Below are 12,756 nucleotides of genomic sequence, written 5' to 3'. Positions count from 1 at the left end.
ATGGCTGGACCGCTCGAGGGACTGAAGGTTCTCGACATCGCGACGATCATCGCAGCGCCCTTTGCCGCAACCCTGCTGGCCGACTACGGCGCCGAGGTGCTCAAGATCGAAATGCCCGGGCATGGCGACGGCGTGCGGGCGTTTCCGCCGTTCAAGGACGGCAAGCCGCTGTGGTGGAAGGCGGCCAACCGCAACAAGAAGTTTGCCACGCTCGATCTGCGCACACCGGACGGTCTTGCGCTGTTCAAGCAGCTCGTTTCCCGCTTCGACGTGCTGATCGAGAATTTCCGTCCGGGGACGCTCGATCGATGGGGCCTGTCGAAGGAGGTGCTGTGGTCGATCCAGCCGCGCCTCGTGATCCTGCGCGCCACCGCCTTCGGGCAGGATGGCCCTTATCGCGAGCGGCCTGGCTTTGCCCGCATCTTCGAGGCCATGGGCGGGCTCACCTATATCACGGGGGAGAGCGACGGCGAGCCGACCCATCCGGGATACCCGATCGGGGATTCTATCGGCGGTCTGTTCGGTGCCGTCGGCGTGCTCGCGGCGCTCTGGAAACGGGCGCACGACCCCGATGCGCCCGGCGAGGAGATCGATCTTTCGCTGACCGAAGCCACCTTCCGCCTGCTCGACGTCCTCGCCATCGAGCACGATCAGCTCGGCGCCGTCCGCAGCCGGATCGGCAACGCCAACGGCTATTCGGCGCCGGCCGCCGTGTTTCGCACCAGCGACGATCACTGGGTGACGCTGGCGGGTTCGACCAACGCCCTCTTTGCGGCGAACTGCCGGGCGATCGAGCGGCCCGACCTGATCGACGATCCGCGCTTCGCCACCAACGACCGGCGCGTCAAGCATGCCGCCGAGCTCAACGACATCTTCGCCGGCTGGTGCGCCGCGCATCCCCTCGACGAGGTGCTCGCGAGATTCAACGCCGCGCAGGGAACGCTCGCCCCGATCTATTCGATCGACCAGATCGCGGACGACCCGCAAATGAAGGCGCGCGAAGTCATCACGCGCGTCCCTGACCGCGATTTCGGCACGGTCGCCATGACCAACGTCGTTCCGCGCTTCACCGTCGATCCCACGCGAATGCGTCACGCAGCCGGCGACATCGGGCAGGACAATCGCGAAGTCTATTGCGACTGGCTCGGCCTTTCGGAGGACGAGATCGAACGGCTCACCCAGCGAAAGGTGATCTGAACGTCGCGGCAAGACCAACAAGAACCCAACAATAAAAAGGGGAGGAAGAAGACAGTGACATCGCTCACACGCCGAGCCCTGCTGGGCACCATCGCAGGCAGCCTGGTCGCCGGCCCCGGCCTGACGGCACAGGCCGAGGATGCCTGGCCCTCGCGGATGGTGCGGCTGATCTCGCCCTACGGGCCCGGCGGCTCCAACGACATCTCGCTGCGCCTGCTCGCCGAAGAGTTCGGCCGCAGCCTGCGTCAGCAATTCATCGTCGAGAACAAGCCGGGTGCCGGCACCCGCATCGCCAATGACATGGTCGCGCATGCGCCGGGCGACGGCTACACCATTCTCTACGTCGCGGCTCCCTACGCCACCGCCGAGGCGCTGTTCGGCAAGCTGACCTATGACCGCAAGGATCTGCAGCCGGTGGCCATGGTCGTGGTTGCGCCGCTGTTTCTCATCATCAGCGCCGACGCTCCGTTCAAGACGCTTCCCGAGCTGATCGCCTATGGCAAGTCAAAACCCGATGGGCTGACCTTCGCCTCGCCCGGCGCCGGCTCACAGCCGCACCTTGCCGGCGAGCTCCTGTTTCGCGACGCCGGTGTCAAGGGTCTCAACATCCCCTTCCGCGGCGATGCCGCCTCCTACACCGAGCTGCTCGCCGGCCGCGTCGATGCCACGCTGACGGCGCTGCCGACTGCCCTGCCCTATATCCAGAGCGGCAAGTTCATCGTGCTCGGCGTCGCCTCGCCCGAGCGCAGCGCACTCTATCCGCAGGCGCCAACCTTGCGCGAGCAGGGCTTTCCCAACGTTGCTGCTGCCGGCTGGTACGGCTTCATGGCGCCCTCGACGACGCCGCGCGCGATCGTCGACAAGCTCCAGGCCGAAGTTCTGCGCGCGCTGGCAGAACCTGCGATCAAGGACAAGCTGACCGCTCAGGGCCTCGAAGTGCGCGCCGGCAATGCGGCCGAGTTCGGCCGGTTCATCGACGCCGAGACGCAGAAATGGACCAAGCTGATCCGCGACGCCGGTCTCAAGGGCGAATAGCAATCGGGAGGGACCGGACATGACAAGCGTCATTCTCAAACACATCGCGGCCTTCGCCCTGCTTCTCGGGCTGTCGAGCGCCGCGGCGCAGGCGCAGAAGAAATACGATCCCGGCGCTTCCGACACCGCGATCAAAGTCGGTCAGACCGTGCCGCTCAGCGGCCCGGCCTCGGCCTACGCCGTGATCGGCAAGACTCAGGCCGCCTATATGAAGATGATCAACGATCAGGGTGGGGTGAACGGCCGCAAGGTCGAATTGATCCAGTATGACGATGCCTACTCGCCGCCGAAAACCGTGGAGCAGACCCGCAGGCTGGTCGAGAGCGACGAGGTGCTGCTGACTTTCCAGATCATCGGCACCGCGCCGAACGTCGCCGTTCAGAAATATCTCAACGCCAAGAAGATCCCGCAGCTGTTTGCCGCGACCGGAGCGGCGCGCTTCACCGATCCCAAGAACTTTCCCTGGACCATGGGCTTCAATCCCTCATACTTCGTGGAGGGCCGCATCTACGCGCAGTACCTGCTGAAGAACCGCCCCAACGCGAAAATTGGCGTGCTCTACCAGAACGACGACCTCGGCAAGGATTATCTCGCCGGCCTCAAGGCCGGCCTCGGCGAGAAGGCCGCGAATATGGTCGTGGCCGAGACGTCCTACGAGATCACCGAACCGACGATCGACTCGCAGATCCTGCGGCTCAGGGATGCCGGTGCCGACGTGCTGTTCAGCGCCACGACCCCTAAACAGGCGGCCCAGGCGATCAAGAAGGTCGCGGAGATCGGCTGGAAGCCGCTGCACATCATCGACATCAACGCCTCCTCGCTCAGCGCCGTGCTGAAGCCGGCGGGCCTGGATAATTCCAAGGGCGTCGTCAGCGTCGGTTACGTCAAGGATGCCGCCGATCCCGAATGGAAGGACGATCCCGGCATGAAGCGCTACCTCGCCTTCATGGCCAAGTACTATCCCGAGGGCGACAAGGATTCGAACCTGAACGTCTACGGCTATATCACCGCGCAGTTGCTCATTCAGGTGCTGAAGCAATGCGGCGACGACCTCACCCGCGACAACGTGATGCGGCAGGCGGCCAACCTCAGGAATGTCGAACTCGACCTGACGCTGCCGGGCATCTCGGTCTCGACGTCGCCGACCGATTATCGCGTCAACAAGCAGTTCCAGATGGTCCAGTTCGACGGCCAGCGCTGGCAGAAACTCGGCGACATCGTGACAGACGAGGCCAGGGAGTGAGGCGCGCGAATGCGGTCCCGGCTTGTCCTCAGCCGGGACCGCATTGTCCTCAACGCTTCATGCCCGCCACATAGGCTGCAAGCTTGTCCAGCGTCTGGTAGCCGTATTCGACGGCGCCGAAGCCGATCATGCCGTCGCGCTGCTCGGAGCTCGAGGCCAGCTGACGCATCATCAGCACGGTCTTGCCATTGCTCTGCTCGGCAAAGGTGACGGTGAAGCGGAACATGCCGGGGTCATCGTCCTGGTCGAGGCCGTGATCCATCTCCATCAGCGACGGCCGCTCGATGCGGCGGAAGCGCATGCGGTTCGGATAGACCGTGCCGTCGGGGCCGATCATGTTGAAGCGCCAGACGCCGCCGACCCGCACGTCGATCTCGAAGGTCTCGACCTTGAAACCCTTCGGCCCGAACCATTGCGGCAGATGCTTCGGGTCGGACCAGGCCTCGAACACCAGATCGCGCGGCGCGTCGATCACGCGGGACATCACGATCTCGCGGTCGAGGGACCATTGCGACAGAGCGGGATTGGCAGAATTCGTCATCACTCAGAACCTTTCTTCCTGGTTGCTCGGGACGGCCGCTTGGCGGCCGCCCTCTCCTTCTCTTTCTTGAGCTTCATCACATAGGCTTCGAACCGGTCGAGCCGCGCCTCCCAGATCGCGCGCTGCCGCTGGAACCAATCCTCGGCGCCGAGGAGCGCATCCGGGCTGAGCCGGCAGGTGCGCACGCGCCCGGACTTCTCCGACAGAATGAGCCCGCTCGTCTCCAGCACGTGGATGTGCTTCATGAAGCTCGGCAACGCCATGTCGAAGGGATCGGCGAGCTCGCCGACCGACGCCTCGCCGTCACATAGCCGCATCACGATCGCCCGCCGCGTCGGATCGGCGAGCGCGGAGAAGACCTGATCGAGGGGGGATAATTGGTTAGCCATGAAGCTAACTATAGAGCCGCCAGGATCCGACGTCAATAATTGTTAGCTGAACGGCTAAGTTATTTTGCCGCGTCTCCCACCAGGCGGAACCCGACAACGCGCAATCGTGAATTGGGACGCCCGCCCTCTTCACGCTAAGAAGGCTTTGGGGGCGCATCCTGCATGCGTCAGAGTCGTGCCAGCCGTTGTCACTTCATCGCACCTCACCCGGCGTGCGCTCTCCCGGGCGGCGCTCGTTCCCCTCGCCCTCGCCTGGCCCCGCCGTGCCTCGGCGGATTCCGACATGATCGCGCAGATGCGCGACATCGTCGCGCACGAGCTGGCGCCGACCGCGACGCCGGACCATGCGGGCGGCCTCGCCGCCGCCCTCTATGCCGGGCGCCATGTCGAGTTCTTCACCTATGGTCTTGCCGACGATGTCACGCGGCGGCCGGTGACGCCGGACACGCTGTTCAATCTCGCCTCCTTGAGAAAACCGTTCGAGGCGGCTCTTGTCGCGCTCGGCGTGCTGCGCGGCGAGCTGCGGCTCGACGACCGCTTGCCGAAATACCTGCCCGAGCTGGACGGCAGCTATATCCGCAACGTGACCGTCGGCCAGCTTGTCACGCATACCTCGGGGCTGTTGTTGCCAACCGACCATCCGCCCTGGCCGAACGAGCAGTACACGCGCGAGCAGTTCATGGCCATGCTGAACGCCTTCGCGCCGGCGTCCGGCGTCGCGCCCGGCCGGCAGCGCATCTACACCCATGCCGGCTACGTGGTGCTTCAGCTCGTGCTCGAACGTTGCACCGGCAAGCCGATCCGCACGCTGATCCAGCACCGCATTCTCCGTCCCCTCGCCATGGAGGCCACCTTCCTCCCGGAACGCGGCGCAGACAATCGCGCTGTCATGGACGAGACCTGGATGCAGCGCGTGGTCCAGGGCTATTCCGACCAGGGCGTGGCGATCGGCCCGATCGGCAGCCAGCAGAGCTATTTCGACTTTGCCGGCACGGGCCAGATGTTCTCGTCCGCCCGGGATCTTGCCACTTTCGCAACGGCTTGCATCGATGGCCGCGCGATTGATCCGCATTTGCGCGAGACGCTGCGGATGACGCAGCGTGAGTCCTTCCGCATCGACGAAAAGTTCGGACAGGCCATGGCCTGGGAGACCGTGCATCTCCCTGACGCCACGATCGTCGACAAGCCGGGCGGCCTCAACAACGCCTCGGGCTATATCGGACTGGTGCCGGCGCGGCGGATCGCCATCGTCCTGCTCGCCAATCGCGGCGAGTATCCGCACGAGATCGCCCGCTACAAGATCCTGCCCGCGCTGGCGCGTCTGGTGGCATCGCACGCTGGCTGACGCCGCAACAAAAAGCCCCGGCGAACCGGGGCTTTCCACACCAGAGTCGGAACGGGATGCTCAGTATCTGGCGACGACCGGTCCGCCGAACTTGTAGTTCACGCCGACGCGCACGATGTTCGACTTGAGATCGACAGAATGGGTGAAGGTCTGGGCCGGCAGCGCCACACCGACGTTCAGATTGTTGCTGGTCATGCTGCTGCGACCGAGATCGACGTAGAGATATTCGGCCTTCAACGACCAGCCGTTGCCGACGGCGTATTCACCGCCGAGGCCTGCCGTCCAGCCGACGCGGGTGTCGCGGATCGCTCCGGACTCGGTCGCGCCTGCAAAGGTGTCGGTGAAGCTGAAATTGCCCTTCACTTCGGCGATGGCGGCGCCGCCGGTGGCGTAGATCAGCCAGCTCGGTGTCGCCAGGAAGCCGATGCGGCCGCGAATGGTGGCGAGCCAATCGGCCGAGGCCGACGAATTGATGGTGAAGGTGCTGGGCGCGCAGCAGGGATACACGGCCGTGCTGCTCGCGCTGCCCTTGAAGCCGAAATAGTTGATGTCGCCTTCGAGGCCGAGCACGGCGTTGTTGACCTGCCAATTGTAGCCGGCGGTGAAGCCGCCGGTCACGCTGGAGCTGTTGATGTGCTGGGCGCCGACCGACCCGATGGCGGTCACGCTCGAATCCGCGAAATAGGCAGCCACCGGAAACAGCGTGGTGGTGGCGGGGTTCGCACTGCCCCACTGCCCGCCGACATTGCCGCCGACGTAAAAGCCGGTCCAGTTATAGGCCGCCGCCATCACCGGCGCCTTGGTGTAACGCGCCGCGAGGTCGGCCGCCTGAACGGATGCGGTCCCCAGGACAACCGAAGCGATCGCCAGCAAAAACTTGTTCATATCAATCTCCTTGCCCCACGCGATCAACCTCGCGTTCCGAATGCGCGCCTGTACCAGGCAACCGTCGCAGAGAGGGGATAGGGCGTGTGCGGCTGCTCGTCTTGGGCTGCGGCGAAGTTCACTAGGACTGTGACGTAGTGTGAGCTTCGGATCGTGCGAACGGATGCCAACTGTGGCCGGCGGGCCACGCGTCAAGCCGCCACCCGCGGCGCGCAGCACACACCCGCGTCGCACAACGACAGGATCCCTGAACCCGATTCGACTCTGCCTCAGACCGAGCGCGTCAGCCCGCCGTCGACGCGGATGTTCTGGCCGGTGATGTAGGCCGCACCCGCGGAGGCCAGGAACGAGATCGTCGCCGCGATCTCCTCGACCTTGCCGTAGCGCTTCATCGGCACGCTGTCGCGGCGCGCGTCAGTCTGCGGCAGGCTGTCGATCCAGCCCGGCAGAACGTTGTTCATGCGGATGTTGTCGGCCGCATGGGTGTCGGTGAAGATCTTGGTGAAGGCGGCAAGGCCTGCGCGGAACACCGCCGAGGTCGGGAACATCGCGCTGGGCTCGAAGGCCCAGGCGGTGGAGATGTTGATGATGGCGCCACCCTTTTGCGCCTGCATGATCGGCGTCACCAGCCGCGTCGGGCGGATCGCGTTCAGCAGATATGTGTCGAGGCCGGCATGCCACTGCTCGTCGGTGATCTCGGTGATCGGCGCGCGCGGCCCGTGCCCGGCGCTGTTGACGAGCACGTCGATCCGTCCCCACTTCGCCATGGCGCCATCGACGAGACGCTTCAAATCGTCGTTCTCCCTGTTGGAGCCGGTGACGCCGAGCCCGCCGAGCTCGGCGGCCAGCGCCTCGCCCTTGCCGGAGGACGACAGGATCGCGACGCGAAACCCGTCCGCGGCCAGCCGCCGCGCAGCGCCTGCCCCCATGCCGCTGCCGCCGGCGGTAACGAGCGCAACCTTCTCTGCTGCCATGACCGATCATCCCTCGAGTTGAGGCGAGCCGCAGGCTCGGCCTATCATGAGGCCTTCTACCGCCAGACCTGTCGGCAGGTCCATGGCCAGAGGACACACCTCATGAGCAAAGCGAGATGAGTGATTTGCAGATCCGCAACTTAACCCCCGAGGAGATCTCCATCGCCATCGACTGGGCCGCGGCCGAGGGCTGGAATCCCGGCCTCTCCGATGCCGCCTGCTTCGCGGCTCCCGACGCGCAAGGCTTCTTCGTCGGCGAGATCGATGGCGAGCCGGTGGCGACAATCTCCTGCGTCAATTACGACGACCGCTTCGCCTTCCTCGGCTTCTACATGGTGCGCGCAGATCTGCGCGGCTCTGGCCACGGCCTGCGCATCTGGAACGCGGCGATCGCGCATGCGGGCGCGCGCGTGATCGGGCTCGACGGTGTCGTGGCACAGCAGGACAATTACAGGAAATCCGGTTTCCAGCTCGCTTACGCCAATATCCGCTATGGCGGCATCGCCGCCGCGCCCTTCAGGCCGCCCGCCGATGTCGTTGCGCTCGACAAAATCCCGTTTGCAAATGTGGAAGCCGACGACGCCAGTGTCTTCCCGGCCCGGCGCAGCGCCTTCCTGCGGGCCTGGATCAACACACCGGGCCATCTCGGCCGCGCACTGGTGCGCGACGGCAAGCTCGCCGCATGGGGCGTGATCCGGCCGTGCCGGACCGGTCACAAGATCGGCCCGCTGGTCGCCGACGACCGCGCGGCGGCGGAGGCGATCGTCCAGGCCCTGTTTGCGAGCGCAAATATTGGCGAAGTGTTCCTTGATGTCCCCGCCGTCAGTCCCGAGGCCATCGCGCTTGCGGAGGCGCTCGGCCTCAAGCCGGTGTTCGAGACCGCGCGGATGTACACGGGGCCGATCGCGCCTCTGCGCATCGACCGCGTCTTCGGCGTGACCAGCTTTGAGCTCGGCTAGCGTCGCTCAATAGCAGCGCATGATGTTGACGGTGTGCTCGCTGCCGCCGCGGCCGGGAACCGTCACCTGCTCCGTCGGGCAGCTCGGCACATAGGGCCGGTCGGACGGCACGACATTCGGCGGGAAGCGATGCGTCCAGTCCCAGGGAACGTCATAGGAATAGGTGTAGCGCACGTCGCCGGAGAACGAATGAGCTGTCTCGCCGAACGGCTGGCTGTAGGCGGCACCGCCATTGAAGTACCCGCCGCCGCCGGGCCAGTAGACCCAGGGGTTGCTGCGCCGGTGAAACCGCGCGCCTGGTCCGATCGGCGCGCGCGCCATGGCGCCGGACGGCGCAGCCGCCAGGCCCTGCTGTGCGCCGGGTCCGGCAAAACCGTCATTGGCGGGAAGGAGCAGCGCGGCTGCGCTGAGCGAGGCGAGCAAGGCCCCATGCATTTTATACGTCATGATACGCACCAACTCGTTTGGCTTAAGCGATAGCGGCTCCCCGCAGCTACGCTAGGCCGGGCCGTCGCCCACCCGCAAACGTATAATTAATTATTGGTTAAGGCACGGGATTAACCGCGGAACCGCTGCGGCAAGACGCCCGGAATCCCCGGCTGCGACGGTGGGCTTTCGTGCATCAACGGCCCTGCTTGCGCAGCCAGTCGAGCATGTCCTGCGCCGTTCCGGTGCCCTGCGTCACGATCGCGGTGTTGCCGCCGCTGCGGCGATAGACCGTCGTGCGCCCGGGTTCCTTCTCGATCTTGACCTCGGCTTGTGCCGGATCGCCACTCTGCGTGATCACCGACGTGCCGTTCTCGTCCTGGACCACCGTCGTGTGGCCGTCGCCGGCGCCCGCCGGCGCCGCCGCAACCACGCCCATGAGTCCTATTCCGGATGCGAGCAGGAGCAATCTCATGTCACACCTCCATCATCGGCTGAACTGAAAGACCGCCAGCCAGTTGAATCGCCCGAACTGCCTCACGGCTCCCGTGTTCATGTCTCCGATCTGGAGCAGGAGCGCGTTGGTGGAATTGCCGATCTGGGTGATCTCGGCGGTGTTGCTCACGCCGGACTGACCGATCACCGCATTGGTGGTGCCGCCCACCTGGATCACATTGGCATAATTGCGCGTGCCGTTCTGGATGATGGTCGCGTCCACCGTTCCGGTCTCGCCGATCTGGATCACCCGCGCGATGTTGATGCGGCTGTTCTCTTCGATCGTCACGGGCTGAACGTTGTCGCCGAACTGCACGACCGTTTCGATGCTGACATTCCCTCTCGTCACGCTGCGCTGGACCGAGCCGGCACACGCCTGCGTTGCCATGCCGATGGCGGCGACCAATGCCGCCAGGGCGAAGACCCGTCTCAGGACCCGCTTGCCGTATCGCATCGCACTGCCCCGTTTGTTGTCGACGCCGGCGAGACCGCCTGCGTATCAGGGATTGGTCTGGACGATCGTCGACGCGTTGACCGCGCCGAACTGCGCCACCGTGCCCGCATTCATCGTGCCGAGCTGGGATATCAGGCTGGTCGCCGACTGGCCGGTCTGACCGACGAAGGCCAAATTGTTCGCTCCGGCCTGCCCGATCGCTGCGGAATTGGTCCCGCCGAATTGCAGAACGCCCGTGGCATTGTTGGTGCCGTTCTGCGTCACGGTCGCGCTGGTGCTGCCGCCGATCATGAACACGCCCGCCATGTTGAGCTGACTGTTCTGGTTCAGCACGACGGGCGGCCCGCCGACCGAGACGATGGTCTTGATGTCGGCGGTCTGGGCGCCGGCCGAGCCGGCACCGATCGAGCACAGAGCGAGCATGACGGCGCCCGCGCATCCCGAATGATATTTCATGACATGCCTCGTCACTTCGGATCGACTCACGGAGCCTGCTGGATGATCGTGGAGCCGTTCAGGATACCGAGCTGTCCGACGCCGGCCGTGTTGTTCGCGCCGATCTGGCCGATCAGGCTCGAATTGGAGCCGCCGACCTGGCCGGCCAGCGCGGTGTTGGACGCAGTCGCGGTGGTGCCGCCCTGCCCGATCACCGAATTGTTGACGGTCAGGAGCGAGCCCGTCTGCAAGGTGGTCGCACTATTGGTCGCGCCGAACTGCATCGTCGTGGCGCTGTTGCTGGTCGACCCGCTCTGCGAAATGAACGAAGTGTTGGTGGTTCCGAATTGCAGCACGCTGGCGCTGTTGCCGGCTTGTGCATCGGCGGCCGTCAGCGCACCGAACGCTGCAACCGTGGCAATAAAATAGGTGATCCGCATGTCGTTTCCTCCGCGAGAATAAGCGGGCCATCGCAATTGATCGGCCGCCCGGATTGCGGTGCATTCGGGAATGGTCCGGACGCACCGCAACTCGATGCGTCCGGCCAAACGGTTGCGTGGGTCAGTGCGCCGTCTGCGTGACGGTGCTGCCGTTGGTGCCGAACACGCTGAGCTGGCCGACGCCGGCGGCGTTGTTCTGCAGCGCGGCAGGCCCGAACGAGTCCTGGGTGATCGAGCTGCCGTTGTTGCCGAACGCCACCTGCCCGGTGGTCGCCGAGTTCTGCACGCCGATCTGGGTCACCGTGCTGCCGTTGTTGAGCGAGGCCGCGCTGGTGCCCTGCATCGTGCTCGCACTGTTCACGAGGCCGAGCTGGCTGGTCGACGAAGTGGAGTTGGTGAGGCCGTTCTGCGTGACGGACGAACCGTTCGCGACGCCGACTTGCACCGTGGTCGAGGTGTTGGCGGCCTGCGCCGCGGAGGACAGGGCGAACAATGCAACGGAAGCAAAAAACAATTTGCGCATGGAGTATCCCTTTCTGGCCAAGTTGTCTGACTGAGTACGGATGCCGTCTTGGAAGAGGCCGACATCGTAGGGATACTGTGAACCGACCGTGGCCTGCGCGACAGACTGCAGTTCATGCTAATCGATACGGACTAGACGCCTGCGCGAAATGTCGGCACATGGAAGCGCAAGAGCAGATTCTATCCCATGCCTGTGCACGTCCTCTGCGCCTCGCGCCCCATGCTGTCGATCAGCCGCACCACTTCGATCGGCGTGCGCAACTCGAGCTTTCGCATCATCCTGGCGCGATGAACCTTCGCCGTCACCTCGCTCACGCCAAGCCGCGCCGCGATCTGCTTGGCGACCAGCCCTTCGGCCATCAGCAGCATGATCTCGCGCTCCCGCACCGTCAGCGTGTCGACGCGCTGGCGCGCTTCACGCACGCTGTCTTCGCGCTCCAGCCGCCTGCGATCGCGCTCGATGCCATGCCTGATGGCATCGAGGATCTCCTGCTCGCGAAACGGTTTCGGCAGAAACTCGACCGCACCGCGCTTCATGGCTTCGACCGAGACGCGGACGTCGGAATGGCCGCTGATGAAGACGATCGGGATCGACACACCCGTCTCGGCGAGCCGGCGTTGAAGCTCGAGGCCGGTCGGCGACGTGCCGGGGAAGCGGACATCGAGCACGAGGCACGAAGGTCCGGGCGAAATATCCTCCGCGAGAAACTCGTCCGTCGAGGCGAACAACTTCACCTGGTGGCCGGTCTCCTCGCAGAGGCTTCCAATCGCATTTCGAATCTGGATTTCGTCGTCGACGACATAGACGGTGGCCTGGCCTGAATTCATTTCAACAAACTCCCGGCTTGGGCTCGATGGACCGGCAAAACGCCGTCCATTCTTCTTGCAAGCGAAGACAAGGTGCTTGGATCAACTCGCGGGAATCGAACGATCGGCGTCCGTCCGCCGGTTCGACGTCTTAGGGCCAACGCTCGCCGGAGGCGAGTGAAGGCGTTCACACATTGGGCTTCGTGATCGCGGGGATTTCGACGCGCCACAGGCGGCATCATGGCGAAGCGCGCTATCGCGAATACGACAGTCCGGTATCTTGGCCGCAGCATCGCCAACTGCGTCATGGCATTTACAACCACGTGCCGGCGTGAACGCCGGCCACCGGCCGTATCGACCGGATCATACGAGGCGTTCAGTCAGCTTATCGAGTTCGATACCGCGCGCTTCGTATCGATACGATGCATATGCATTGTCGGCAAATCACGAAACGTCTCACCCCGCAGACTTTACTTCTGGATGACGATGCGCACCCGACCGTCGCCCCCGCAAGCGCGACATACTGACGATCGATACTACTTTTAGATGATTTACAACCATAGCGAGTTGCCACTTTTTCCTGCCGACAACGAAATCATTTGAACGTGG

The 12,756-nt window shown here is 64.6% G+C and carries 16 protein-coding genes; 5 read left to right on the top strand and 11 right to left on the bottom strand.

The window, feature by feature from the left end; genetic code table 11:
* The 3 genes from ACFDR6_RS29075 to ACFDR6_RS29065 are packed head-to-tail and all read left to right on the top strand — an operon-like array spanning position 1 to position 3,475.
* Positions 1-1,197, top strand: coding sequence for a CaiB/BaiF CoA transferase family protein (locus ACFDR6_RS29075; RefSeq protein WP_212092835.1), 1,197 nt, complete (start codon positions 1-3; stop codon positions 1,195-1,197).
* Positions 1,198-1,251: 54 nt separating this feature from the next.
* Entirely contained in the window at positions 1,252-2,232 is a 981-nt protein-coding gene (locus ACFDR6_RS29070) for a Bug family tripartite tricarboxylate transporter substrate binding protein (protein ID WP_375860347.1), read from the top strand.
* Between the two features lie 19 nt (positions 2,233-2,251).
* The gene (locus ACFDR6_RS29065) at positions 2,252-3,475 is read left to right on the top strand and encodes an ABC transporter substrate-binding protein (RefSeq protein ID WP_375860346.1); all 1,224 of its coding nucleotides are present in this window, start codon (positions 2,252-2,254) and stop codon (positions 3,473-3,475) included.
* 49 nt (positions 3,476-3,524) lie between these two features.
* On the opposite strand, the gene ACFDR6_RS29060 is transcribed toward ACFDR6_RS29065, so the two are convergent.
* Both ACFDR6_RS29060 and ACFDR6_RS29055 read right to left on the bottom strand, forming a co-directional pair.
* Positions 3,525-4,016 (bottom strand): SRPBCC family protein, encoded by a 492-nt coding sequence (locus ACFDR6_RS29060; protein WP_212092832.1) that lies wholly within the window; start codon positions 4,014-4,016, stop codon positions 3,525-3,527.
* Positions 4,016-4,405, bottom strand: coding sequence for an ArsR/SmtB family transcription factor (locus ACFDR6_RS29055; RefSeq protein WP_317243676.1), 390 nt, complete (start codon positions 4,403-4,405; stop codon positions 4,016-4,018). Before ACFDR6_RS29055 ends, ACFDR6_RS29060 begins: the two co-directional genes overlap by 1 nt.
* Positions 4,406-4,688: 283 nt before the next feature.
* On the opposite strand from ACFDR6_RS29055, the gene ACFDR6_RS29050 reads away from it, so the two are divergent.
* Positions 4,689-5,750, top strand: a complete 1,062-nt coding sequence (locus tag ACFDR6_RS29050; RefSeq protein WP_375860345.1) for a serine hydrolase — start codon at positions 4,689-4,691, stop codon at positions 5,748-5,750.
* A 60-nt stretch (positions 5,751-5,810) separates the two neighbouring features.
* Here the strand turns inward: ACFDR6_RS29050 and ACFDR6_RS29045 are convergent, their stop codons facing one another.
* The gene (locus ACFDR6_RS29045; RefSeq protein WP_375860344.1) at positions 5,811-6,635 is read right to left on the bottom strand and encodes an outer membrane protein; all 825 of its coding nucleotides are present in this window, start codon (positions 6,633-6,635) and stop codon (positions 5,811-5,813) included.
* 269 nt (positions 6,636-6,904) lie between these two features.
* Positions 6,905-7,609 (bottom strand): SDR family oxidoreductase, encoded by a 705-nt coding sequence (locus ACFDR6_RS29040; RefSeq protein WP_375860343.1) that lies wholly within the window; start codon positions 7,607-7,609, stop codon positions 6,905-6,907.
* 116 nt (positions 7,610-7,725) lie between these two features.
* Between ACFDR6_RS29040 and ACFDR6_RS29035 the strand changes: the two genes are divergently transcribed.
* Complete coding sequence (locus ACFDR6_RS29035; RefSeq protein ID WP_375860342.1) at positions 7,726-8,568, top strand: GNAT family N-acetyltransferase; 843 nt, start codon at positions 7,726-7,728, stop codon at positions 8,566-8,568.
* A 6-nt stretch (positions 8,569-8,574) separates the two neighbouring features.
* Here ACFDR6_RS29035 and ACFDR6_RS29030 read toward each other — a convergent pair whose 3' ends face one another.
* The 7 genes from ACFDR6_RS29030 to ACFDR6_RS29000 form a co-directional block, all read right to left on the bottom strand.
* Positions 8,575-9,015 (bottom strand): hypothetical protein, encoded by a 441-nt coding sequence (locus tag ACFDR6_RS29030; protein WP_212092826.1) that lies wholly within the window; start codon positions 9,013-9,015, stop codon positions 8,575-8,577.
* Between the two features lie 175 nt (positions 9,016-9,190).
* Positions 9,191-9,469 (bottom strand): hypothetical protein, encoded by a 279-nt coding sequence (locus ACFDR6_RS29025; protein WP_212092825.1) that lies wholly within the window; start codon positions 9,467-9,469, stop codon positions 9,191-9,193.
* A 12-nt stretch (positions 9,470-9,481) separates the two neighbouring features.
* The gene (locus ACFDR6_RS29020; protein WP_375860341.1) at positions 9,482-9,943 is read right to left on the bottom strand and encodes a curlin; all 462 of its coding nucleotides are present in this window, start codon (positions 9,941-9,943) and stop codon (positions 9,482-9,484) included.
* Positions 9,944-9,988: 45 nt separating this feature from the next.
* Positions 9,989-10,399: a curlin gene (locus ACFDR6_RS29015; protein ID WP_375860340.1), complete on the bottom strand. Its 411-nt coding sequence runs from the start codon at positions 10,397-10,399 to the stop codon at positions 9,989-9,991.
* A gap of 26 nt (positions 10,400-10,425) precedes the next feature.
* Positions 10,426-10,818 (bottom strand): curlin, encoded by a 393-nt coding sequence (locus tag ACFDR6_RS29010; RefSeq protein ID WP_375860339.1) that lies wholly within the window; start codon positions 10,816-10,818, stop codon positions 10,426-10,428.
* A 121-nt stretch (positions 10,819-10,939) separates the two neighbouring features.
* On the bottom strand, positions 10,940-11,341 hold the full coding sequence (locus ACFDR6_RS29005) for a curlin subunit CsgB (protein ID WP_212092822.1): 402 nt from the start codon (positions 11,339-11,341) through the stop codon (positions 10,940-10,942).
* Positions 11,342-11,520: 179 nt separating this feature from the next.
* Entirely contained in the window at positions 11,521-12,168 is a 648-nt protein-coding gene (locus ACFDR6_RS29000) for a response regulator transcription factor (protein WP_317243670.1), read from the bottom strand.
* Between the last annotated feature and the right edge of the window lie 588 nt (positions 12,169-12,756).

Source organism: Bradyrhizobium tunisiense (assembly GCF_042263385.1).
GTDB classification, from domain to species: domain Bacteria; phylum Pseudomonadota; class Alphaproteobacteria; order Rhizobiales; family Xanthobacteraceae; genus Bradyrhizobium; species Bradyrhizobium tunisiense.
Note: the sequence above shows the minus strand (reverse complement) of the source record. Positions and strands in the feature narration are given on the sequence as shown.